Annotated in this window: 22 protein-coding genes and 1 pseudogene; 12 read left to right on the top strand and 11 right to left on the bottom strand. The window is 39.3% G+C overall.

The window, feature by feature from the left end:
• Window positions 1-35 precede the first annotated feature (35 nt).
• Both AC4CVF_RS16515 and leuB read left to right on the top strand, forming a co-directional pair.
• A complete protein-coding gene (locus AC4CVF_RS16515; RefSeq protein WP_336952200.1) occupies window positions 36-605 on the top strand; it encodes a hypothetical protein in 570 nt (189 codons plus the stop codon).
• A 42-nt stretch (window positions 606-647) separates the two neighbouring features.
• A complete protein-coding gene (leuB, locus tag AC4CVF_RS16510) occupies window positions 648-1,727 on the top strand; it encodes a 3-isopropylmalate dehydrogenase (RefSeq protein WP_336952198.1) in 1,080 nt (359 codons plus the stop codon).
• Window positions 1,728-1,871: 144 nt separating this feature from the next.
• Here the strand turns inward: leuB and AC4CVF_RS16505 are convergent, their stop codons facing one another.
• Window positions 1,872-2,273, bottom strand: coding sequence for a hypothetical protein (locus tag AC4CVF_RS16505; protein ID WP_419327050.1), 402 nt, complete (start codon window positions 2,271-2,273; stop codon window positions 1,872-1,874).
• A gap of 360 nt (window positions 2,274-2,633) precedes the next feature.
• Window positions 2,634-2,855, bottom strand: coding sequence for a translation initiation factor IF-1 (gene infA, locus AC4CVF_RS16500; protein ID WP_004718087.1), 222 nt, complete (start codon window positions 2,853-2,855; stop codon window positions 2,634-2,636).
• A 228-nt stretch (window positions 2,856-3,083) separates the two neighbouring features.
• On the opposite strand from infA, the gene AC4CVF_RS16495 reads away from it, so the two are divergent.
• Window positions 3,084-4,094, top strand: coding sequence for an AraC family transcriptional regulator (locus AC4CVF_RS16495; RefSeq protein ID WP_004718084.1), 1,011 nt, complete (start codon window positions 3,084-3,086; stop codon window positions 4,092-4,094).
• Window positions 4,095-4,182: 88 nt separating this feature from the next.
• Here the strand turns inward: AC4CVF_RS16495 and truA are convergent, their stop codons facing one another.
• From truA to asd, 5 genes are all read right to left on the bottom strand, one after another.
• Window positions 4,183-4,980 carry a tRNA pseudouridine(38-40) synthase TruA gene (gene truA, locus AC4CVF_RS16490; protein ID WP_490773572.1) on the bottom strand — a complete coding sequence of 266 codons (798 nt, stop codon included), beginning with the start codon at window positions 4,978-4,980 and terminating at the stop codon, window positions 4,183-4,185.
• Between the two features lie 8 nt (window positions 4,981-4,988).
• A complete protein-coding gene (locus AC4CVF_RS16485; RefSeq protein ID WP_490789719.1) occupies window positions 4,989-5,963 on the bottom strand; it encodes an asparaginase domain-containing protein in 975 nt (324 codons plus the stop codon).
• A gap of 48 nt (window positions 5,964-6,011) precedes the next feature.
• A complete protein-coding gene (locus AC4CVF_RS16480) occupies window positions 6,012-7,304 on the bottom strand; it encodes a hypothetical protein (protein ID WP_490789718.1) in 1,293 nt (430 codons plus the stop codon).
• A 47-nt stretch (window positions 7,305-7,351) separates the two neighbouring features.
• Window positions 7,352-8,857 carry a FimV/HubP-related protein gene (locus AC4CVF_RS16475; protein ID WP_490789717.1) on the bottom strand — a complete coding sequence of 502 codons (1,506 nt, stop codon included), beginning with the start codon at window positions 8,855-8,857 and terminating at the stop codon, window positions 7,352-7,354.
• A gap of 161 nt (window positions 8,858-9,018) precedes the next feature.
• Window positions 9,019-10,137 (bottom strand): aspartate-semialdehyde dehydrogenase, encoded by a 1,119-nt coding sequence (gene asd / locus AC4CVF_RS16470; RefSeq protein ID WP_004718072.1) that lies wholly within the window; start codon window positions 10,135-10,137, stop codon window positions 9,019-9,021.
• A 185-nt stretch (window positions 10,138-10,322) separates the two neighbouring features.
• Between asd and AC4CVF_RS16465 the strand changes: the two genes are divergently transcribed.
• Together AC4CVF_RS16465 and AC4CVF_RS16460 are read left to right on the top strand one after the other, a co-directional pair.
• The gene (locus AC4CVF_RS16465; RefSeq protein WP_336952192.1) at window positions 10,323-11,441 is read left to right on the top strand and encodes an endonuclease/exonuclease/phosphatase family protein; all 1,119 of its coding nucleotides are present in this window, start codon (window positions 10,323-10,325) and stop codon (window positions 11,439-11,441) included.
• A 331-nt stretch (window positions 11,442-11,772) separates the two neighbouring features.
• Window positions 11,773-12,090, top strand: coding sequence for a hypothetical protein (locus AC4CVF_RS16460; protein WP_490789716.1), 318 nt, complete (start codon window positions 11,773-11,775; stop codon window positions 12,088-12,090).
• 37 nt (window positions 12,091-12,127) lie between these two features.
• On the opposite strand, the gene AC4CVF_RS16455 is transcribed toward AC4CVF_RS16460, so the two are convergent.
• A complete protein-coding gene (locus AC4CVF_RS16455; RefSeq protein ID WP_336952189.1) occupies window positions 12,128-12,691 on the bottom strand; it encodes a PM1805 family lipoprotein in 564 nt (187 codons plus the stop codon).
• Between the two features lie 196 nt (window positions 12,692-12,887).
• Window positions 12,888-13,823 (bottom strand): LpxL/LpxP family acyltransferase, encoded by a 936-nt coding sequence (locus AC4CVF_RS16450; protein ID WP_483770379.1) that lies wholly within the window; start codon window positions 13,821-13,823, stop codon window positions 12,888-12,890.
• Between the two features lie 117 nt (window positions 13,824-13,940).
• Between AC4CVF_RS16450 and AC4CVF_RS16445 the strand changes: the two genes are divergently transcribed.
• Both AC4CVF_RS16445 and AC4CVF_RS16440 read left to right on the top strand, forming a co-directional pair.
• Window positions 13,941-14,492 carry an O-acetyl-ADP-ribose deacetylase gene (locus AC4CVF_RS16445; protein ID WP_419327057.1) on the top strand — a complete coding sequence of 184 codons (552 nt, stop codon included), beginning with the start codon at window positions 13,941-13,943 and terminating at the stop codon, window positions 14,490-14,492.
• Between the two features lie 37 nt (window positions 14,493-14,529).
• Entirely contained in the window at window positions 14,530-15,507 is a 978-nt protein-coding gene (locus tag AC4CVF_RS16440; protein ID WP_419327058.1) for an acyltransferase family protein, read from the top strand.
• A 127-nt stretch (window positions 15,508-15,634) separates the two neighbouring features.
• Here the strand turns inward: AC4CVF_RS16440 and AC4CVF_RS16435 are convergent, their stop codons facing one another.
• Window positions 15,635-15,850 carry a hypothetical protein gene (locus AC4CVF_RS16435; RefSeq protein WP_224964682.1) on the bottom strand — a complete coding sequence of 72 codons (216 nt, stop codon included), beginning with the start codon at window positions 15,848-15,850 and terminating at the stop codon, window positions 15,635-15,637.
• A 365-nt stretch (window positions 15,851-16,215) separates the two neighbouring features.
• Here AC4CVF_RS16435 and AC4CVF_RS16430 point away from each other — a divergent pair, with 365 nt between their 5' ends.
• Window positions 16,216-16,665 (top strand): GNAT family N-acetyltransferase, encoded by a 450-nt coding sequence (locus tag AC4CVF_RS16430; protein ID WP_336952184.1) that lies wholly within the window; start codon window positions 16,216-16,218, stop codon window positions 16,663-16,665.
• 122 nt (window positions 16,666-16,787) lie between these two features.
• Here AC4CVF_RS16430 and AC4CVF_RS16425 read toward each other — a convergent pair whose 3' ends face one another.
• Window positions 16,788-18,698: an ATP-binding cassette domain-containing protein gene (locus AC4CVF_RS16425; RefSeq protein WP_336952182.1), complete on the bottom strand. Its 1,911-nt coding sequence runs from the start codon at window positions 18,696-18,698 to the stop codon at window positions 16,788-16,790.
• A 35-nt stretch (window positions 18,699-18,733) separates the two neighbouring features.
• On the opposite strand from AC4CVF_RS16425, the gene AC4CVF_RS16420 reads away from it, so the two are divergent.
• The 4 genes and pseudogenes from AC4CVF_RS16420 (at window position 18,734) to AC4CVF_RS16405 (ending at window position 22,388) form a co-directional block, all read left to right on the top strand.
• Window positions 18,734-18,979: a SlyX family protein gene (locus AC4CVF_RS16420; protein WP_004718047.1), complete on the top strand. Its 246-nt coding sequence runs from the start codon at window positions 18,734-18,736 to the stop codon at window positions 18,977-18,979.
• A 123-nt stretch (window positions 18,980-19,102) separates the two neighbouring features.
• Window positions 19,103-20,011: a LysR family transcriptional regulator MumR gene (mumR, locus tag AC4CVF_RS16415; protein WP_336952181.1), complete on the top strand. Its 909-nt coding sequence runs from the start codon at window positions 19,103-19,105 to the stop codon at window positions 20,009-20,011.
• A 331-nt stretch (window positions 20,012-20,342) separates the two neighbouring features.
• Window positions 20,343-21,594 (top strand): annotated as a pseudogene (locus tag AC4CVF_RS16410) (NRAMP family divalent metal transporter).
• 35 nt (window positions 21,595-21,629) lie between these two features.
• A complete protein-coding gene (locus AC4CVF_RS16405; RefSeq protein ID WP_336952179.1) occupies window positions 21,630-22,388 on the top strand; it encodes a LamB/YcsF family protein in 759 nt (252 codons plus the stop codon).
• Window positions 22,389-22,402: the final 14 nt, after the last annotated feature.

Here is a 22,402-nt window from a genome sequence, read left to right as displayed (position 1 = left end):
TGTTAACTCAGTGAAGTGAGGGTTGGGGTTGAGCAATGACTAAGTTTTTGAGTTGCAGTGTTTTAATAGGTTTAATAAGCCTTATGCTTAGTGCATGTCAATCTACTCAAATGGTTGATTTAATGCGTATCAAGCAAGCTGAAAATAAACATGTCAGCCAAAATTCAGTTTCTGTCTATTGTTCAGGTGCAGAACATTGTGAATTTGCGCGCTTAAATGATGTGATTATCATGGATGAACGTGCACAACGTGCCAATCGTAGTGCCATTCAAAAGGGTTATCTCAAATTAACGGGTGAGCCTTTAGATCAAAATGGTGTTTATTTAACGATTCCACCTCAGCAATATGAGATGGTGATTCGATTCTATCCAATCACTAAACAGCATGCTGAAATTTTCCATGTTATTCATGATTTTAAAGCAAATCAAAAATACACATTTAAGATGTATCGCTTAAGGTCACAGGGTTCAGGAAGTTTGCTGAATGTTTCTTCACCGACGCCACTATGTGTCGATATGATTCAAGAAAAACGGACAATTCGCCGTTTTTGTCGTCCACATAATGCGGTGACTGGCGTGAGCGAATTTGTTGAACAGAAGATTTAATCTCACATCAGTATAGATACTGAAAAATAAATGGAACTACAAATGTCTAAACAAATTTTGATTTTGGCAGGTGATGGTATCGGTCCTGAGATCGTTGCTGCTGCTGAAAAAGTACTGACACGTGTTAATGATAAATTTAATTTAGGTTTAACATGGGAACAAGGTTTGTTAGGGGGGGCAGCAATTGATGCACATGGCGAACCTTACCCAGCAGTGACAGCGGAACAAGCGAAAAAAGCAGATGCAATTTTACTAGGTGCTGTAGGCGGTCCAAAATGGGATAACATTGAACGTTCAATTCGTCCAGAACGTGGTTTATTGAAAATTCGTAGTGAATTAAATCTATTTGCTAACTTACGCCCTGCAATCCTTTATCCGCAATTGGCGGATGCGTCTAGTCTTAAACCTGAAATTGTTTCTGGATTAGATATCCTTATTGTTCGCGAGCTGACGGGGGGCATCTACTTTGGTCAACCACGTGGTATTCGTGAACTCGAAAATGGTGAGAAGCAAGGTTATAACACTGACGTTTATTCAGAGTCTGAAATTAAACGTATCGCAAAAGTTGCTTTTGAAATGGCAAATTTACGTGGCGGTAAAGTCTGTTCAGTGGATAAAGCCAATGTACTTGAAGTAACTGAGCTTTGGAAGCAGACAGTGACTGCACTCAAAGAACAGCAATATCCAAATATTCAACTTTCACATATGTATGTTGACAATGCAGCAATGCAATTGGTCCGTGCGCCAAAACAATTCGATGTGATCGTGACTGGGAACTTGTTCGGTGACATTCTTTCCGATGAAGCAGCAATGCTAACTGGCTCTATTGGTATGCTTCCATCTGCCTCTTTAGATGAGAATGGCAAAGGTATGTATGAGCCTTGTCATGGCTCTGCTCCTGACATTGCAGGCCAAAACGTTGCCAATCCACTTGCAACCATTCTTTCTGTGGCAATGATGCTACGCTACACCTTTCGTGAAGAAGTGGCTGCAAAAGCCATTGAGGATGCTGTAGGGCAAGTTTTAGACCAAGGCTTGCGTACTGGTGATATTATGTCTGATGGTATGCGTAAAGTGGGTACGGCTGAAATGGGTGAGGCTGTCGTTGCAGTGATTGCTTAAGCACTTGTTTTAGATACTTGCTAATAAAAAACACAGCTTAAGCTGTGTTTTTTATTTTAAATTTTAGCTTCTGATAAGTTTTGATAAAAGTCTAACCATATTCTCACCATTATACCGATAGGTATTAGATTCGCTTTAAAATAGCTAACAGGCTCGACCTAAATACTCAACAGATTCAGCAACACCATCTTTTAATTTAAAAGTAACTTTACAATTGAAATTAATGTCATAGCTTGGCGTGCCCATAGTATCATAACGAATCACTGGCATACCCATCCCATTTGACCCTACAGTCGCATTGCCTCCTGCCATGGGGATATTGATTGGTCTAAGGATGGTATAGCTTAACGCGTTATTAGTGGTTTGGATTTTATCGCTTACCTGATAACCCATCGCCTTAAAGTTTAAATTGCTTTGAATCTCAGCACTGCTTTTACCAATGAATTGTTGTAAATATTCATCTAAATTTGCAGGTCGAGTGTTTAAGCTGTTACATCCAACAAGTGCAATAGAGGCGAACAAAAACATGCATACATATATTTTCATAAGCTTCACCTGATCCATAGTTAACTTAATTTAGAAATGATCTCTATTCAGTATAATAAATATACACGCATATGTATGTAGATCGGTTGCAGGGCAAACCAAGTCGTATAAATTTTACCAAATAGAGTCAAACAGACAGAACTGATGAAGCTGTGAAAAGATCAGTTGTATTAAAAATTTAGAACAAATTAGTGCTATCAACTTTGAAGTAAATGGATTACAAGTGATAAATAGGTATATGAAACAGATTTTAATGTGTCAGATATATAATTGCTAGACGACTAAAAAGCGTAAGCAGGAGGGTAAATTTTGTGGATAATGAAAAAGCCACCTAAAAGTGGCTTTTGCTTACACTAAAACTTAGCGTGCACGATATGTAATACGACCTTTAGTTAAGTCATATGGTGTCATTTCAACTTTTACATTATCGCCTGTTAAAATACGAATATAGTGTTTACGCATTTTACCAGAAATGTGAGCAATCACTTCGTGACCGTTTTCTAAACGCACACGGAACATAGTATTAGGAAGCGTTTCGGTGACAACGCCTTCGAACTCGATAAGTTCCTCTTTATTGGCCATAGCCTACCTGATGATCAAATTGGAAAGGCGCAAATTATAGGCAATTTTTTACAGAAAGACAAGAATATTCGGCATTACAAGGCGGTAGATGACTTGAAAATAAGCGAACATATTGTTAAACAATTTCTACAAAAAAAAGCGGATAAATATTGTCAGTTTGGTCAATCGACTGTAATCTAAATTAAATGTTTTAAGTATAAATGAATAACATACAAGGAAGGGCACTGCGTGAGTCAGCTAACTGATGCTTCGGTTGTTTTACGATTAGGCTATCAAGCGATCCGTCGTGCAGGATTGCCGACAGAAGAAATATTATCAAAGGCTGGGGTAGCATTGGGTCAGGTTGACCAAAATGCTCGAACACCGTTGAATGCACAATTTGCATTTTGGGTCGCTGCGGAGGAAGTCAGTAATGATCCAGATATTGGTTTACATCTCGGAGAGCACTTGCCACTGTATCGTGGGCAAGTGATCGAACACCTGTTTATTTCAAGTGAAAATTTTGGCGAAGGCTTAAAGCGTGCTTTGGCTTATCAACGTTTAATTAGCGATGCATTTCATGCCAAATTGATCATTGATGATGATGGACGTTGTTATTTAACCAATGGTGAACAGCCTTGGGGTGAGAACATCGTCAATCGTCATTTTTCAGAATGTGCTATTTCAGGGATTTTACGCTTCTTTAAATTTATCACTGAAGGACGATTTGAACCGATTTACATCGATTTTAATTTTGCCAATGGCGCTTCTGATGGTGAGTATTATCGTGTTTATGGTTGTCCTGTCAGTTTAGGACAAAAAGAGACACGTCTTTATTTTGATCCTTCCATTTTAGAATATCCATTGTGGCAAGCGGAGCCTGAGTTATTGCAATTGCATGAACAACTTGCAATTGAAAAACTGCAAGAGCTTGCACGTTATGATTTGGTGGGTGAAGTACGCCGTGCGATAGGTTCAACCTTGGAAAGTGGTGAAACAACCCTTGAAACTGTTGCTGCACAACTCAGCATTACCCCACGTCGTTTACGTACACAGCTTTCGGAAGCCAATACCAGTTTTCAGCAAATTCTTTCTGATTATCGTTGTCGCTTAGCCAAGAAACTGTTGGCCAATACCACTGAAAGTGTTGAGCGTATTGTTTATTTGACTGGATTCTCTGAGCCAAGTACTTTTTACCGTGCATTTAAACGCTGGACCAATGAAACGCCTGTGGAATATAGAAAGCGTAAGCAGCGTTAAATCGTATGCTTGTGGGAAACGAACTGAACAGTTTTAATATAAAAAATCCTTCTATTGAGAAGGATTTTTTATATGCAGCCCCAAAAAATTATTCAGGCATATTTAACCAATGTGGCCCTAAAGGCATTTTAGGCAATTCAAATTGTTCAGGGTAATCTGCATGAATAAAATAAAGCCCATCTGGTGGTGCGGTGATTCCTGCCGCTTTACGATCTTGTGCCGCAAAAATTTCATCAATGTGCTCCACTTCATATAGACCTTGACCGATTTCAAGTAAGCAACCCATGATGTTACGTACCATATGGTGTAGGAAGCCATCTGCTTGAATATCCAATACTAGATAATTGCCATGACGAATTAAGCGACAATGTTTGACATGACGTACAGGCTGATTGGACTGACATGCAGCAGCGCGGAAGCTTTCAAAGTTATGCGTGCCTTGAAATTTTTGCGCCGCTTCAATCATTTTATCCACATCGAGTGGATAATAGGCATGTGTTACTTGTTTATGTAATAAGGCAGGGCGGTTTGCCGATTGATAGACCACATAACGATAACGACGAGCCTTTGCCTTAAAGCGTGCATGGAAATCGTTATCCATTTCTTTAATCCATTGGATTGAAATGTCTTTGGGCAATTGACTATTTGAACCCATTAACCAACCACGTATAGGCCGAATCGCATTGGTGTCGAAGTGGGCCACCATATTGGTCGCATGGACACCCGCATCAGTACGACCCGCACCATGTAAAATAATAGGCTCGTCGGCAATTTTACTGAGCACCTTTTCCATGGTTTCCTGAATACTACGTACGCCAGGCTGTTGAGTTTGCCAACCTTTATATCGCATGCCACAAAACTCAATACCAATTGCAAAACGTTGCATAAATACCTCTATTCAGGATGATCATACCAATGGTCGTGCCATTGTTCCGAAGAGGGGTATTGTAAATAAATTTTAACAATTTTGGCATAAAGATCTGCTTGGCTCAGTGCATCACTGACTAAAATTTTTGAATCTTTGATCCAATGGCTAATCGCATAGCGCTGATCCATGCCGCCTAGAGGGACTTGAGTGGATAAAATGACTTGACAGCCATTTTCCTGCAAGCTTTTAATTTTTTGGATAATGCTCGCATTTACGGCTAAATTACCTACCCCATAAGCTTGAATGATCAGAAAATGCGGAGCATGTTTGGAGAAAATTTCCAGATTACGTTCAAACTGTAATATTTCAGTCGGCACCATCATCCAATTGACGATATTCAGCGATTTGGCTTTTTCGAGATGTGAAAGTTGTACCTGAAGGACGGAATGATCTACCGCTATTTGTTGTTCTGCTTTGAGTCCTTTAAACGCATCTAAAGCAGTGCTATGGGCTTTTAATGTGGTTCTGGCATGAATCACTTGATGGTAGAAAGCCAAATACACGCCTACAGGAAGTCGAGTGACGGCATCCAGTGCAGTATTTAAATTATCCAGCGCATCGGTGAATTCTCGAGTATTGTCCCCTTGAATATTGAGCAGTGGATATTGGCTTCCAGTAAGGACGACATGACAGGACTCAGCTAAAAAGCGTGATAAGGTCGCCGCAGCATAACTGAGCGTATCTGTGCCATGAATAATGACAAAGTGTTGGAAATTTTGGAGTTGTAGGCTTTGTATTTGTTGAATCAGCATAAGCCAGTCAATGGCTGTACATGCACTACTGTCTTTGATACTGGGCGCCTTAAAGCACTCAATTTTAAACTGAGGTGCTAAGACCTTTTTGAGTTGTGGAATAAACTCAGCATCAGGCATCGGTGCTAAAGGCTCCCCAATACAGCCAAAAGTTCCACCCATGTAAATTAAAGCAATTTTTTTGTTCATAATAAAAAAGCAGCCATTCATGACTGCTTTATCTTAAGACGAATAGATTTAAGAAGCTATTTGATTGAGTAAATTTTGTGATTGTTGGCGTTGTTCAGCGGTATACGCTGCTTCATTTTGTGAGAGTAGCTCACGAACGGAAGCATATGCACCCAAATTTAGATATTGTTGAGCAAGGTCTAAATTTAATTGAACTTCATTCACTTGAGCCAGCTCAGGGAATGAATTGAGTAATGGGTCGTTTGCATCTATGGCCATACTGGTTTCAGCTTCACTAGGCGTTTCAAGGCTAAGTGTTGCTGTGCTATGCACTTGTTCGACTGTTTCAGGTTTCGGATCTAGATCAAAATTAAAAGTGGGCTGTGTCTCTGGTTCAGTAGGCGTGAGTTTAAATTCAAAATCACGTACTGGTGTGCTTTCTTCAGTAGCTACTGGCGTAATCGATTCAGCAAAATCAAGTTTGAATTCTGGTGCGATTTCAACTTCTGCCGCTTTTTCAACTGGAACTGCTGTAGGTTCATTTGCTGTAAACGTGAATTCTAACGGTTTGACAGCTTCAGTTTTGACTTCTGGGGCAGGTGGTGCTGTTTCGAAAGAAAACTCAGTTGTTGGTGTTGTTTCTTTTTGAGAAGCCGGATCTAAATTAAATTCTAAAGGCTCAACGGGTTCTTGAGTTGTATCAATTTTCTGTTCAGTGACAGTTGAGTGGTTAAATTCTAGCGCATCGACATGGGTAAGATTTTGAGTTTCAGATACTGTTGGTTGTGAAATCGTTTCTGTATTTCCAATCAAGGCATCAAAGGCAGCTGTATTTTTGATTTCAGGTACTACAGGGCTTGAAGGCTCAAAAGCTATGGATTCAATCGGATGATCCGCTTGATTGGCTTTTTGTCGTTCTTCTGCTTGAATGACGATTTCGTCTAAGCCCAATGAACGAATATGATTAATCAATTGGTTCATTGCAAATTCATCTTTTTGTGCAAGATGTACATCTAAAAGATAAAGATAAAGTTCATGTTGAGCATTGTCTTGGTTTAAAACTTGATTGATCTTTGCTTCAGCAGAGAAATAGTTTTTCTCTTCAATTAGTCTTTCAATATTCTTTTTTAATTCGGGGCTTAATGGTTTTGTTGCTTGTTTAACAACAACTTCATTTTCAACAACAGTCGTATGTTGTTTCTGTGAGGTACGTGCGGTACGCGCTACATTTTTTTTCGATGTCTTTTTATGATTACTTTTTTTGTTATTGGTGCTGGTATTTTCTTTATTGGCATCTTCTCGTTTTTTTAAAACGATGGCCACGACCAAAAGTAGAACAAATGGAATCACATACAACAACATTTTATTTCCCCTTCATTGAGCACAATGAATCAATATTTTTGAATATCCTAACTATTTGGTTTCTTTGCATTCTGCTGTTTTAATTGCTGTTGCAATTGGGCAAGCTGAGCATTTAATAATTGAATTCGCTGATTCTTTTGTTGTAAACCTGCTGCAAGTTGGTTCACATTCTTCTGTAATTTAACCGTTTTTTCACGAGATGTCATAACTTTTGTAGATAATTCAGTAGTGGTCTGATTCAACTGTGTATTTTGCTTTCCTTGACTCTGAACAGCGGGTTGTTCATTGTCTGCGACTAAACTCATTTCTGCTTGATCTAAGCGATATTTGGCAGAACCCGATTGCTTTTTGGCAATTTCAGGTCCAGCCGTTGCAACTTTATTTTTGCTTTGTGGTATTTGACGATAGCTTGCTGCAAGATTGAGCGCAGCACCACGACGAATACGGTTTACATCACCTTGAATAAAGGCATTGGCATTATTTGCTTTAATTTGTCGCATGACTTCTGGAACGCTTTGATTGGTTTCTGCTGCAATCCGCGATGCAATTTTCCACAGTGACTCATTGGCCTGAACAATATGCTTAGGTTGTTTATCTAATGCTTTATTGGCCTTTTCTTGTTTGAGCGCTTTTTGTGACTCTGCTTTCGATTTCTCTACGTGAGATTCATTCGGTTTTGCTTGCTTGGTCTCAGCTTTGGAATCTTTTGGCTTTTGTGATTCTGCTTTTTGCTCGTCTAATTTGGCGGGTGGGGTCTGAGTTTTTGCAGATGGCACTGGTGCTTTTTCGGCTGGAGGTTGAGGCGCTTGCTGTACAGTTACCGCCGTTGTTTGTGGCATATTCTGAGCACTGCTTTGATGATTGCTTTGACGAAGGTTTGGAGTATTGGTTGTAGCCGCAGGCGGTGTGTTTGTTGCAACTGTGGTTGGTTTTTGTTCTGTTTTGAGTGCTGGTGGTGCAATCACATTAATCGCCAAAGTACCAGCTGAATCCGTTGTCATCGTTGCTTTGGTTGCTATAGCTGGTGGAGTTAAGACTTCTGGTGTTGTCACGTGGTATTGCGTACTGGTTGGTAAATTTAATGCAATATCCTTTTCGCTGACGATGATTTGAGGTGTCAGAGGCTTTTCTTTGACTAAAGCATTGCTCATTGGAGCAGGAATGTTGCTACGCCCACGGGTCAATGGGGCTTTGACTTGCTGAATATGGGTCGCACTCCCTTCTTTGACTTTTAATAATATATTTAATTCAGATTCAACAATCGGGCGAGATGAGGTAATCACAATCACCCCAGTGCCATCTCCAGAACGACGAGTATAAAAATTTAAATGTCCAGGTGCTTGCGTTGAAATACCAATATTTTGAATATCATCTGCATCGGCTAATCCGACTTCTATTTTTTCATTTGAATTTGCATTACTAAACTTCATTTCAGCATAAAGCAGATCACCAGACCCTGATTGAACTTGGATCGGGTCTATTGTAATCGCACTCACCGCTTGCGACGTCATGATGGCTAAAATGGCAATTTTTAATTTGTTATATACAGTCATCTCTATCCATTGTTCTGACAAAGTTCAAGGCATCCCCATAATACAATATTTAGCTGTAGTCTATATGTAAAATATTAACATTAGAGTTACATAAACATAGTTACATAAAAAAGCCGATCAAGATAGATCGGCTTTTTTATGTAACTATGTTTTTTGTGACTTTAAGCATTTTTATAGTCGATTAAGATACGTAACATACGACGTAAAGGCTCAGCGGCACCCCAAAGTAATTGGTCACCAACAGTGAATGCGCCTAAATACTCTTTACCCATATTTAATTTACGTAAACGACCTACTGGCACAGATAGAGTACCAGTCACAGCTACTGGGGTAAGATCCGTCATTGACGCATCGCGTGTATTTGGAACCACTTTTGCCCATTGGTTAGACTGACGAATCATGTCCTCAATTTCATCAAGCGGAACATCTTTTTTCAATTTCAATGTTAAGGCTTGAGAGTGACAACGCATTGCACCAATACGTACACAGTGACCATCAATTGGAACAATCTGAGCATTACCTAAGATCTTGTTGGTTTCAACTTGACCTTTCCACTCTTCTTTAGATTGACCGCTTTCAAGTTGCTTATCAATATAAGGGATCAACGAACCCGCTAAAGGCACACCGAAGTTTGCTTTAGGAAAACCTTCGCCACGTTGTAATTCGGCAATTCGGCTGTCGATGTCTAAAATCGCAGAACGTGGATCATCTAACAAGTCTTGAGTATTGTTATATAAATACCCCATACCTGTGATCAGCTCACGCATGTTTTGCGCGCCAGCACCCGAAGCGGCTTGATAAGTCATCGCCGTCATCCATTCCACCAAATTGTGTTGGAAGAGTGAACCCATGCCCATCAACATTAACGAAACCGTACAGTTACCGCCAACAAATGTTTTAATACCATTGACCAAACCGTCTTTGATAACATTTAAGTTGACTGGATCGAGTACAATAATTGCTTCATCATCCATACGTAATGTAGAAGCTGCATCAATCCAATAGCCTTTCCAACCTTCAGCCTTTAGCTGAGGAAAGACTTCTGATGTATAGTCGCCACCTTGACAGGTAATAATGACATCCATTTGCTTCAGACTGGTAATGTCCGTCGCTTCCATAAGTGCTGGAGCAGTTTTACCACCAAAAGCAGGAGATTCACCACCTGCGTTACTGGTAGAGAAATAGAATGGCTCAAAATGAGCAAAATCATTCTCTTCAACCATACGTTGCATAAGGACAGAACCAACCATCCCGCGCCAACCGACCAGACCTACTTTCATGCCACTTTGCCTCGGTGCGTTAAAAAATAAAAGGGGGTTTGAGTGTATCAAAAGGGTGTGTAACTGCAATAGCATACACAATGAAAACACCACTATATTGTGCAATATATCTTGTTTATGATACATGCAAAATTGATATTAATTTATGAATCATGCAAAAATTAAGAATATAAGAGTGACAAAATATGATTTGGATAGAAGTACTTGCGTCGATTGTGATTTGGCTAAGTTTCTGGTCACTGATTCCCCGTGATGAATGGTGGTTTAGAGGTGCTGATTTTCCACGCTTGCAGATATTATTTGTTGGTCTGATTGCAATGGTATTGATGTTGTTTTGGACAGCGCCCTGGGACTTGATCCGTGAGGTGATTTTATTTTTATTGATTGCTGCCTTAGCTTTTCAATTAAAGATGGTTTTGCCTTATACCTTCGTTTGGAAGAAACAAGTTAAACAGGTGACGAAAGATCAGCTTAATCCTGATCAGCAAATTTCAGTGATTGTGTCGAATGTACTGACACCGAATGATCAATATCATTTATTGCTTGAGCAAATTGAACAGCACCAGCCTGATATTGTTTTGACGCTTGAAACTGATCAAACTTGGCAAAATGAACTAGCTCGAATTGAAAAAGACTATCCTTATCGTGTGGCTATACCTTTAGACAACCTCTATGGGATGCATTTGTATAGCAAACTCAAGTTGGTCGATACAGAGGTTAAATTCATTCTCAGTGATGAAATTCCATCTATTCATACCACGGTGATTTTACCATCTGGGCAAGCAGTGCAACTGTATTGTTTACATCCCAAACCACCAAGCCCAACAGAAGCCAAAGACTCGACTTTACGTGATGCTGAATTGCTTATTGTGGGGGATCAGATTAAAGACTTGGATGAGAGCTGTATTGTTATGGGTGATTTAAACGATGTTGCTTGGTCACGCACAACGCGTTTATTTCAGCGTATCAGTGGTTTGCTTGACCCACGTGTGGGGCGTCGATATATCAACACTTTCCATGCTGACTATAAGTTTTTGAGATGGTCTTTGGATCATTTATTTCATAGTACAGATTTTGCTTTAGTGCATATGCAACGGCTGCCTCATGTGGGTTCAGATCATTTTCCGATTTATGTAGTATTACAAACAGGACGTATTTTTGAGCAGACTCAAGAAGAGTTGGAGCAAACAGACGCGGATGAGCGTGAAGCGCAAGAGGCGATTCAAGAAGGAATTGAAAAAGCAGAGAAAGAGGAAAAGCGGGTAACCGATGAAATTGCGCAAAGTTATAAAGTTGGAACCTGATTGTCTGACAAAAAAATTAAAAAATGGCTATTTTTTGTAAGCAATTACTTACATGGATTTAGGCCCTAAGCGGATAGCATGAAAAGCATATTCGTTTTAATCTTTACTTATCGACACAGGGAATGAGAACGGAAAATCTCACTAAGGAAGACGAAGTCGATGGAGTAATCATCAAGGATTTGATGTTGGAATGGATAACCAAGAAAATAAGAATAAGATGTGAAAGCACAACCTCATGAACCCGAGTTTTGCAGGATGCAGAACTCGGGTTATGCTTTATTTGTGGTATATAATTTAGAACAGACAAGATTGAAAATAAAAAAGAGTGGCTATGTTTCTCGCAAAAGTTCAAGAATTCGCTTCAAGTCTTAAACATTTTACAGGTTTAAGTAGTGATGCTTTATTTATCTATGCAGGTTTAATCATTTATTTTATTGTTGCTGCAATTCATAAAAGACAACTTAAATCAAATTTTGCGATTATCACCACAGTTGTGCTTGCATTTGTAATTGAAATCTTTAATGCACGCGCAGATATTTTTGGTAGAGGCTATTGGCGTATTTGGGAAAGTATCCATAGTATAGTCAATATGATTTTTTGGCCTTATGTGATTTGGGCGATGGCACGTTTTCGAGTATGGAAAGGTTAGGTCTTTCTACTTAACCCGCTTATGATCCAGATTGTTTTTATTTTCCATAGTGTTGATTTAAGGCGTCTATTTCAGCAGAAATTTTTTGTTGAAGCGCTATTGAACGTTTACCAAGTTGCTTAAATTCATCACTGGGTGCATTTGGATTAAAATCTGAGGCTGTTGAAAGCGTATACATTTTCTGGCTGGTGATTAAATTATCAATCATCTGTGTGCGTAGACTTTGTACTTCACTACTTTTTAAATTTAATGCCATAATTTGTTGTTGAGTTTTCGCTTGTATATCATTGGCTTTGAGTAAAATCTGCTGGCGCTTTTCAGGTTGGGAAGCAGCTGATTGAAGCTCCGCTCTTAATTGAAGTGCTTGAGTATTTGCATGATTGATGATCTGATTAAGTTGAGCCAAGTCTGTTGTAATCTCTGTTGCGTTGGCTGTACTCAGTTCAGTCGCTTTGCTTTTCCAATTGCCTTGAGTTGTTACCCTAGACGTAGTTTCTGAGGTTTTGTTTTGGGCGATATCTGCTTTTTGCTCTGAGCATGCAGTAAATATCAAACTGGAACTGATCAAACATGAAAAAAGAACTTTATTGATGATATTCATGGTTTTATTTTCCTTAAATTTGAATGTATTTAGCTTATTATTGATAAATCTTAATTCGCATTGTTTAATCAAGAAAGTGGGCATATGTAACTAGACGCAGTTCGCCATGAACGATGGTATTTAAACGCTAGATGACCAAAATAAAAAAGGAGATATTTTTATATCTCCTGATTGTTAAAAACGAAAGCTTTCAAAATTAATAAATTTTCTCATAGCCTTTGGGACGTGTTTTAAAGCGACGATGAAACCACATATATTGTGTCGGCGCGATCCGTAGTTGATTTTCAATGATTTTATTGACACGAATCGCATCATCCATTTCATCTTCACTGGGTAATGGATCAACAGCAGGTTCAATAAGTACATGGTATTTTGGATCTTTTATATCACCATCACGATAGAAATACAGTGGGATCGCGACAGCTTTTGATATTTTCAATAAACGTCGATGTGCCGTTACCGTTGCAGCGGGCGTACCAAAAAAGGGTGCCATCACCCCTTGTTTTAATCCAAAATCCTGATCTGGACTATACCAAATCGCATCACCTTCTTTCAGATGGCGAATCAATCCACGCATATCATCATGATCAATCTGCGCTTTATAAATCGTTGCACGACAACGATAAATCAGCATATCGAGTAAAGGATTATTCTGTGGGCGATACACGACATCGGGTTCAAAAAATTGTGCACATAAATAACCACCAGCATCAAGCATGGTGCTATGAGTGCCGAGTAACAGTATGCCTTGACCATTTTGTTTGGCTTGTCGGATATGCTCTAGACCTTGAATACTGACACGGTTTTTAAACCATTGTGGTGAGTACCATGCATTTAAGGTTTCAAAGACCCCGACCATTTGATCAACAAAGACTTGTCTTGAATTGTCGATGACTTGTTCAGGCGACCATTCTGGAAAGCAGACTTCTAAATTACGCGTTGTTGTTTCACGACGCGATTTCAGTCGGTCAAAGGCAATATTGCCCAACAGTGTTGCTAAGCGATACTGAATTGCCCAAGGCATAATTGCGAGCATCATCAAAAATACAATCGCAATCCAGATTCCCCAATATTTCGGATGTAAAAATGCCCAATAAAATTTTCCAGGCTCGTATTGATGCTTTTTACTCATAGCAGTTTTGTAAATTTTGGGGCAGTTAAAACTGAAAGGAGTGTAGCATGAAGCGGTTTAAAGAAGAAAATTCAAGATGTCATTCACTCTCATTGAGGATAAGCAAGGAAGCATGACGTGAAAATAATTCGGTTAATTCAAGGTGATATTACAGTTCAAAAGGTGGATGCAATTGTGAATGCTGCCAATAGCTCGTTACTTGGCGGTGGTGGTGTGGATGGTGCGATTCATCGTAAAGGTGGGGTAGCTGTTTTGGAGGATTGTCAAAAGATTCGGGCCAGACAGGGGGGGTGTGCAATTGGTGAAGCAGTGATTACCACAGCGGGGTTGTTGCCCTGTAATTATGTGATTCATACCGTGGGCCCCACTTGGCAAGATGGACAGCATGCTGAAAATGAACTTCTTGCAAAAGCCTATCTGAACAGTTTAAGACTCGCTGAGCAATATCAGCTAAAAACACTGGCATTTCCGAATATTTCAACAGGCATGTATCGTTTTCCCAAATCAGAGGCAGCATTTATTGCCATAAACAGCGTGACTAAGTTTTTAACCCAGACGACCAATTTAGAGGAAGTCAGTTTCGTGTGTTTTGATTTGGAAAATTTTAAAATCTATCGCCAGCATCTTGCTGAGATTGACCAAAAGCACGTACATGTTTTAGGTATATAATTACAGTTATTCACTGATTATTCTAGACAACCTTGCGATGAGAAATACCTACTTAGACAGTTGTAAGGCAACACTGATATTTCTTGTGGTGCTCGGGCATTTTCTAGAACGCATGATCGGTTGGAAAGATCCGCTTGATCATGTCTTATTAGGTACGATTTATTTTGTACATATGCCTGCTTTTATCTTTATTTCGGGCATGTTGTTTAAAGACAGTAAGTGGTTTAAGAATATTTTATTTTTTGTCTCGCTCTATTTGCCCTTTCAAATTCTATTTCCTGCATTTGATGCCATCTGGTCAGGTAAATTTCAACTTAGTTGGAATTTTTTTGAACGAGCTTATTGGATCTTATGGTATCTGTTGGGCATGATGGTATGGACAACGCTTACCCATTTTTTGATAAAAACAAAATTTGCACTGCCGATTGCACTGATTCTTGCTTTATGTATCGGTTTAAGCCCTTGGAACAATTACCAATACTCTATCGGAAGAATTTTTAGCTTCTTTCCATTTTTTATTGTGGGTGCGCTTTATGGCAAAACCATTGTCGAGAAAATTCAGCAATTTAAATTCACTCAAGTTTTAGCTGGATTTATCGTGATGGGCATTGCAAGCTTGGTATATTTCACCCAAATCAACCCATTTTGGTTATATGGCAGTTTAAGTTATCAGCAGCTTAAGGTAAGTATGTGGGATGGTACGTGGATCAGAATAGGCTGTCTATTGATGTCGAGTTTGGGCATTTTCGCGATGTTTGCATGGACAAAATTATTGAATATTGGCTGTGTGCAACTTGGGAAAAACACTTTGGCGGTGTATTTGCTACATGGTTTTGTGGTGATGTTGATTGCACGTTATTGGCAACTGGATTTTCATATTTTTGTGGAAATTGGGATTTGTATTGGTTTATCTGTATTGACTTGCTGGATGTTACAACAGCAATTTTTTGATGTTTTATTAAGAAAATTATCCTTATGGTTAATCAAGCCTGCTGAGAAGTTTGGTTTAAAGTAGCTGAATGGATTTGAAGCGATCCAGAGCATTCGCTAAAAATTTAAAAGCTACACTGTTGGTGTAGCTTTTAAGCATGAGGATCATAATTTTATAAAGCGACAGTTTTAAAACAACGTTTTAAAGTGGATTATTTGGTTGCTGCTTTACCCTCTACTTTTTTTGCTGTTGCTGATTTTTGTGCAGCGGCATGGTGTTTTTGGCTATGGCCAGCTTTATGTTGTTTTTGCATTTGATGGGTTTTAACCGCTTGAGTCGAATGCTGTGCTGGAGTTGCTGCCATTGCAGAACCTGCGAAAATTGCTGTGGTGAATGCTGCAACAAGTAATGATGTAACTTTTTTCATGATCATATTCTCACTAAATAATTCGAGATCTGAACTAGATTCGATAATCATATCTTGGTGGATTTGTATGGAAACATCATGAAGTGCTTGTAGCGAAATTCAGTATAAATGAAATGATCATTGGTAAGATGAGTGGGGAATGGTAAGTGCTTTGATTTTTTAAGTTTTATTTAATTTTAATTAGTAAAGTATTGCCGTCATTTTAACTTGAACTAAGCCATTTAAATAAGTGCGTTTATTTTTAAAAATGAAGGAGTTTGTTATATATCATTTCAAGTATTATTTAGATAACGAAATTCTGATTACAGACTTAAATTGAGCATTTTGATCTTTTACTGCTACTCCACTATTGGAATGCCCCTCACATGAATAAGACAATCAGAAGAGCAACCATTAAGGACTTAATTGCAATTACTCAATTGATTGCGCCTTTTATTGATGAGTTTGCAATTAATGACAGTGGGCGACAACTGTTTTCCGCAAGTATGATTGAAAAAATGCTTGAGAATCCTGAAATTCACTATTTTGTTTATAGCGATCATCAGCAGATGATCGGTGTTATTGCGTATAAGAATCCGGCCCATTTGGTTCATTTCTTTATATCGAAAGAGAAGCAAGCTCAGGGAATTGGCCGAACAATGTGGGACTTTATTTTGCAGGAGGTGAAAAAGTCTGGTGTTTCAGTATTTACGGTAAATTCAAGCTGTAATGCACAACCTGTTTATGAACGATTTGGCTTTGTGGTGAAAGATGAAACCATTGAAAATCATGGGTTACGTTATGTTCCAATGTCCTTAAATCTGGTTAATACATAAAGCTGAAAATATGTGTTGTATATCTATAAGATGATTGATCAATGTTGTTGGTTTCAATGTCGGCAGGCTCAATAAAAACTCCGCATATTTGCGGAGTTTTTTATTGAAAGATTTTATAAGAATTAACCTTTGGTCATTTCTTCTAATGCATCCCAACGCTCCATTTTTTCAAGCAGCAGTTCATCAATCTCGCCAAGTCGTTGCGACGCTTTGGTGGCTGCATCTGCATCAGTCACAAACCAAGAACCATCTGCAAGTTTTGCAGTTAGTTCAGTTTGTTCTTTTTCTAAAGCTTCAATTTCTGCGGGTAACTGTTCTAAAGCACGTTGATCTTTATAACTCAACTTCACTTTTTTAACAGCTGGTTCAGCAGGCGTCGCAGCAGCTTCCGCTTTAGCAATGGCCTTTTTTACATCACTTTTCTGATCGACAACACGCTGATCTGGACGTTGTTCTAGATAGTCTTGATAGCCACCAATGTATTCATCGATATTGCCTTTACCATCAAATACCCAAGTTGATGTCACAACATTGTCCATAAATGCACGGTCATGAGAGATCAATAACAAAGTCCCTTTATAATCACTCAACATTTCTTCAAGTAATTCTAAAGTCACCATGTCTAAGTCGTTGGTTGGCTCATCCATTACGATAAGATTAGACGGTTTAAGCAATAACTTCGCCAAAAGGATACGATTACGCTCACCACCTGAAAGTGCTTTGACAGGAGTACGTGCGCGCTCAGGCGAGAATAAAAAGTCTTGTAAATAGCTGTAGATATGACGGCGACCACCATTAACATCGACAAAGTCTGAGCCTTCAGACACGTTGGCCATTACTGATTTTTCAAGATCTAGCGCATTACGTAATTGGTCAAAATAAGCCACTTCAAGTTGTGTACCTGTTTTTACCGAACCACCATGTTCAAGTGCACCTAAAATTGCTTTGATCAAGGTGGTCTTACCTACACCATTGTCACCCACTAAACCAATACGGTCGCCACGTAGTACTAATGCAGAGAAATCTTTAATAATTGGTGCATTATCACCAAAAGCCACACTTAAGTGTTCAATATCGAACACCAATTTACCTGAACGATTTGCCTCTTGAGTTGCCATGCTCACTTTACCTTGTTGTGAGCGACGTGCTTTAGATTGTTCACGTAAATCTTTTAATGCACGTACACGACCTTCGTTACGGGTACGACGTGCTTTGATGCCTTGACGAATCCAAGTCTCTTCTTCAGCCAAGCGTTTATCAAAAAGCGCATTCTGCTTTTCTTCAGCTTCCATTTGTTGTGCTTTTAAGTCGAGGTAGCGTGAGTAGTTACCTTCATAACTACGTAAAATACCACGATCCAATTCCACAATACGAGTCGCAATACTGTCAACAAAAGCACGGTCATGGGAAATAAATAACAGGGTCAGATTGTTTTGATCAAGTAAGAATTTCTCTAACCATTCAATACTTTCTACATCCAAATGGTTGGTTGGTTCGTCAAGTAATAAAACGTCAGGTTGCGTCAACAATGCACGTGCTAAAAGTACACGGCGTTTACGCCCTCCTGATAAATCAGCTAAATCCGCTTCAGGATCTAAGCCCATTTTGCTCAAGATAGAATTTACTTTGGTTTCTAATGCCCAACCATCGAGCAAATCCAGCTTATGTTGTAGGTTGCCCATACGATCACAAGCTTCCATATCACCTAATACACAAGCATCGCTGGCTTCGTGGTATTCTTTTAGGACGAGCGCGGCTTCTCCTGCACCTTCGGCAACAATATCTGCAACTTTGCCCGAATCCATCGGTACATCCTGAGCAAGCATAGAAATTGTAATACCATTTTGTAATGCAATTTCACCTTGATCAGGCAATAAACTTCCCTCAATCAGTTTGAGTAAAGTAGACTTACCTTCACCGTTACGACCAATCAGACAGACTCGTTCGCCTCGTTCTAAATTGAAGTTTGCGCCATCGAGCAGGGCAGGTCCACCAAACGCAAGTTGGACATCCCTTATAGTAATATAGGCCATACGGTTTCCTAAACATCCCACACTGAGGACTAAAAATGACTAAACATAAAAATATTGATGATCAGGCGTCATTTTCCGCACCCATAGAAGATTTGCAAGTCCGAATTGCATTTTTAGATGATTTAGTCGAACAATTAAATGATCAAGTAGCACAACAAAGCTTGGAAATCGCTGATTTAAAAAAACAAATGCAGTTAATTTACCAACGTATAGAATCTGCTGATTTGTCAGAAGGTATTGCAGCATTTGACCCAATGACCAATCGACCTCCGCATTATTGATCTAACGAAAGTAAAATATGAGTGGCTGAGGTGTGCTGAATCAAGAGTAAATTCACACATAGCAGTGGTATTGGCAAAGGATTTGCATAACGCAAGCGCTAAATTTGTGGGTTAAGATGGATTATGAACTTAAAAAACCTCGAAGCATTTTATTGGGTGGTGACCTTAAACAGTTTTAATAAAGCCGCAACAAAGCTTCAAACGACTCAGCCTGCAATTTCTCAAAAAATTACTGCGATTGAGAATGATCTCGGTTTTAAAGTGCTTGATCGCCGTTCTCGTCAAATCAAAGCCACGCATAAAGGCATGACCTTATTTAAATATGCTGAAAAGTTTATGCGACTGGAAACAGACTTAGTGGCTGAACTCACAGAAAGTCAGTATTTAACAGGAACGATTCGTTTAGGGGTTTCCGAAACGATTGTCCATACTTGGCTAGTGGAATATATGGAGCAAGTCCAGCAAGAGTTTCCAAAAGTTTCCATTGAAATCGTGGTGAATTTAACTCCAGATTTACAAGAAGGTGTACGCACCGGTGATTTGGATATGGCGTTTTTACTGGGGCCAACTTTGCCTTTTGAATGTATAGAACGTTCATTGTGTGATTTTGAATTAAGCTTTCTGGCATCACCTTCATTTAAAGGTGGAATCGGGCAGATGTCATTGCGGGCATTGATGTCGCATACCATTTTAACCTATCCAAGAATTACCTATCCTTATAAAGAGCTTAAAGCCAAAATGAAAGAACAAAAGATAGATGAACCTCTATCCATTACAAGTTATTCATTGGTCACATTATTACGTTTAGCTGAACAAGGTTTAGGGATTGCAGTGGTACCTAAACTAACGGCAATCAAAGAAATTTTAGATGGGCGATTGGAAATTTTGGATACGCCAATCCAATTAAAGACATTCCACTTTACCGCAATCTATACACAAGGCAATAACACCGCATTAAAAGAAAAGTTGACCGATTTAGCGGTTTTAACTTCGGAAAATGCCATGAAAAAGCTGAATAATAAAATTAGATAGTGAAGAATAAAACGGCATTTTATTCGGCTTTGGTTTTGATTTAAAAATTGCAAAAATATGAAATATTGATAATGAGAACTTATAGAAAGTGATAAATATTCATTATTAAATGATTTTAAAAATAATAAAAATATATGAATTCAATATCTTACGTTTAATAAATTTTGGATAAAGTCTTATTGTGACTCACCTTCGCCTATGCTTTTATTTGAAATACAGATTTGGTTCAGCATAACCAAAAAATCTTAAAAGTTTAAAGGATTAAAGAATTTCATATTTTAGAAAAATAGATGTTCTTTGTTTCACTTGAAATAGCGTTGATTAAGCTCAAATGGATGAGGAACGCCTACATGTCTTTATTGAAATCTTCTTTTTTATCTGACCGCCAATGGGCAATTGTTGCATCTATATTTATGATGGCAACATCGGCGATGGGGCCAGGTTTTCTAACCCAAACCGCTGTATTCACAGTGAAATTAGGTGCTGCATTTGGCTTTGCAATCCTAGTTTCGATCATTATTGATTACGTTGTTCAGCAAAACATTTGGCGTGTAGTTACCTTAACGCAAATGCGCGCTTCTGATATTGCCAATAAAGCTTTACCGGGGAGTGGTTACTTACTCGCATTTCTGGTTATTTTAGGTGGGTTTTTCTTTAGTATCGGTAACATTGCAGGTGCTGCACTGGGCTTAAATGCACTCTTTGGGTTGGATACCAAGGTCGGCGGCGTGCTGAGCGGTGCTTTGGCAATTCTGATTTTTGCCTCCAGAAAAGCCACACTGGCGATGGACAAGAGCATGATTATTTTGGGTTTACTCAAAATTGTTTTGATCGTGATCGTTGCATTTATTGTCATGCCACCTGTGGGGCAAGCCGTTCAACAAACTTTTGCACCTGATCAAATTGATTTCGCCATCATTACAACCATTGTTGGCGGTACAGTGGGCGGTTATATTTGCTACGCAGGCGCGCATCGCTTATTGGACAAAGGTGCTGTAGGACCAGAAAATATTGATGAAGTTGCCAGAGCCGCAACCAAAGGTATTGTGGTGGTCGGGATCATGCGTTATGTATTGTTCTTGGCATTCTTAGGGGTTGTGGTCAGCGGCGCAAATATCGATTTAGCAAGTCACGATGCCAATCCAGCTGCGCAAGCATTCCAATATGCTGCGGGTACATTTGGTTTTAAACTGTTTGGCTTGATTTTTTGGGCAGCGGGAATCAGTAGCACAATTGGTGCAGCTTATACCTCTGTTTCGTTTATGTCCGCATTTAAAAAGAACTTAACCACCAAACATACCAATTACCTCACGATTAGCTTTATCTCTTTAGCCCTGTTGCTTTACGTGATTCTAGGTGCAACACCAGCGGGCTTATTGATCTTTGTGGGTGGTTTTAATGGTTTGGTATTACCAATTGGTTTAACGATTTTTGTCTATGTTGCGGCATGTCGTAAAGACATGATGGGCAATTATAATTATCCAAAATGGTTGCTGGTTTTGGGTGTATTAACCTGCTTACTCACATGGTGGATGGGTTATATGTCATTCACGACGGTATTTAATTACCTCACCAAGCTTTAATCAACTTCACACTCAATTGAAAAGGAATGATCACAATGTATGTCGATTTAAATAGTGACTTGGGTGAAAGTTTTGGCTCATGGAAAATGGGCAATGATGAGCAAATTTTACCTGTTGTCAGTAGTGCTAATATTGCCTGTGGCTTCCATGCAGGTGACCCATTGGGAATATTGAAAACGCTTCAACAAGCAGTGCGATTAGATGTCACGATTGGTGCGCATGTTTCCTACCCAGATTTGGTTGGTTTTGGTCGCCGTAATATGGATCTGTCTCAAGACGAGCTGATTGCAGATGTGCTCTATCAAATTTCGGCACTTGATGGTTTGGCAAAAGTTGCTGGCTCCAAAGTGCAATATGTCAAGCCGCATGGGGCATTGTATAACACCGTAGCCAAAGATCCCGTACAAGCCGAAGCCGTGATTGAAGCCATTAAAATGTATAACCCAGCATTGGTACTGGTTGCTTTGGCTGGGTCAAATTTGGTTGCACAAGCACGTCAGGCAGGTCTAAAAGTGGTTTCAGAAGCCTTTGCTGATCGTGCTTATAACCGTGATGGTTCACTGGTTTCACGCCGTTTGGAGGGTGCTGTTTTGCATGATGCAGAGTTTGTGGCAAAACGTGTGGTTGCGATGTTAAAAAATGGCGGGGTTGAGTCAATTGATGGCATCTTTACCCCAATTCAAGCCGATACGATTTGTTTACATGGTGATACTGCTGGCGCATTAGAAATGTCCGCAGCGATTAAAGCTGAGCTGTTAAAAAACGACATTCAAGTTCGTTCATTTTGTGCATAAAACAATAAGGACAA

It is taken from the genome of Acinetobacter sp. LipI_19, from assembly GCF_058242925.1.
Note: the sequence above shows the minus strand (reverse complement) of the source record. Positions and strands in the feature narration are given on the sequence as shown.

Coding starts and splice junctions, on each gene's coding strand:
- AC4CVF_RS16430 (WP_336952184.1), top strand. CDS start 16,216: ATGAATAAGACAATCAGAAGAGCAACCATTAAGGACTTAATTGCAATT.
- AC4CVF_RS16505 (WP_419327050.1), bottom strand. CDS start 2,273: ATGAAAATATATGTATGCATGTTTTTGTTCGCCTCTATTGCACTTGTT.
- AC4CVF_RS16435 (WP_224964682.1), bottom strand. CDS start 15,850: ATGAAAAAAGTTACATCATTACTTGTTGCAGCATTCACCACAGCAATT.
- asd (WP_004718072.1), bottom strand. CDS start 10,137: ATGAAAGTAGGTCTGGTCGGTTGGCGCGGGATGGTTGGTTCTGTCCTT.
- truA (WP_490773572.1), bottom strand. CDS start 4,980: ATGCAACGTTTTGCAATTGGTATTGAGTTTTGTGGCATGCGATATAAA.
- AC4CVF_RS16465 (WP_336952192.1), top strand. CDS start 10,323: ATGATTTGGATAGAAGTACTTGCGTCGATTGTGATTTGGCTAAGTTTC.
- infA (WP_004718087.1), bottom strand. CDS start 2,855: ATGGCCAATAAAGAGGAACTTATCGAGTTCGAAGGCGTTGTCACCGAA.
- leuB (WP_336952198.1), top strand. CDS start 648: ATGTCTAAACAAATTTTGATTTTGGCAGGTGATGGTATCGGTCCTGAG.
- AC4CVF_RS16460 (WP_490789716.1), top strand. CDS start 11,773: ATGTTTCTCGCAAAAGTTCAAGAATTCGCTTCAAGTCTTAAACATTTT.
- AC4CVF_RS16485 (WP_490789719.1), bottom strand. CDS start 5,963: ATGAACAAAAAAATTGCTTTAATTTACATGGGTGGAACTTTTGGCTGT.
- AC4CVF_RS16455 (WP_336952189.1), bottom strand. CDS start 12,691: ATGAATATCATCAATAAAGTTCTTTTTTCATGTTTGATCAGTTCCAGT.
- AC4CVF_RS16440 (WP_419327058.1), top strand. CDS start 14,530: ATGAGAAATACCTACTTAGACAGTTGTAAGGCAACACTGATATTTCTT.
- AC4CVF_RS16480 (WP_490789718.1), bottom strand. CDS start 7,304: ATGTTGTTGTATGTGATTCCATTTGTTCTACTTTTGGTCGTGGCCATC.
- mumR (WP_336952181.1), top strand. CDS start 19,103: ATGAACTTAAAAAACCTCGAAGCATTTTATTGGGTGGTGACCTTAAAC.
- AC4CVF_RS16450 (WP_483770379.1), bottom strand. CDS start 13,823: ATGAGTAAAAAGCATCAATACGAGCCTGGAAAATTTTATTGGGCATTT.
- AC4CVF_RS16405 (WP_336952179.1), top strand. CDS start 21,630: ATGTATGTCGATTTAAATAGTGACTTGGGTGAAAGTTTTGGCTCATGG.
- AC4CVF_RS16475 (WP_490789717.1), bottom strand. CDS start 8,857: ATGACTGTATATAACAAATTAAAAATTGCCATTTTAGCCATCATGACG.
- AC4CVF_RS16420 (WP_004718047.1), top strand. CDS start 18,734: ATGACTAAACATAAAAATATTGATGATCAGGCGTCATTTTCCGCACCC.
- AC4CVF_RS16425 (WP_336952182.1), bottom strand. CDS start 18,698: ATGGCCTATATTACTATAAGGGATGTCCAACTTGCGTTTGGTGGACCT.
- AC4CVF_RS16515 (WP_336952200.1), top strand. CDS start 36: ATGACTAAGTTTTTGAGTTGCAGTGTTTTAATAGGTTTAATAAGCCTT.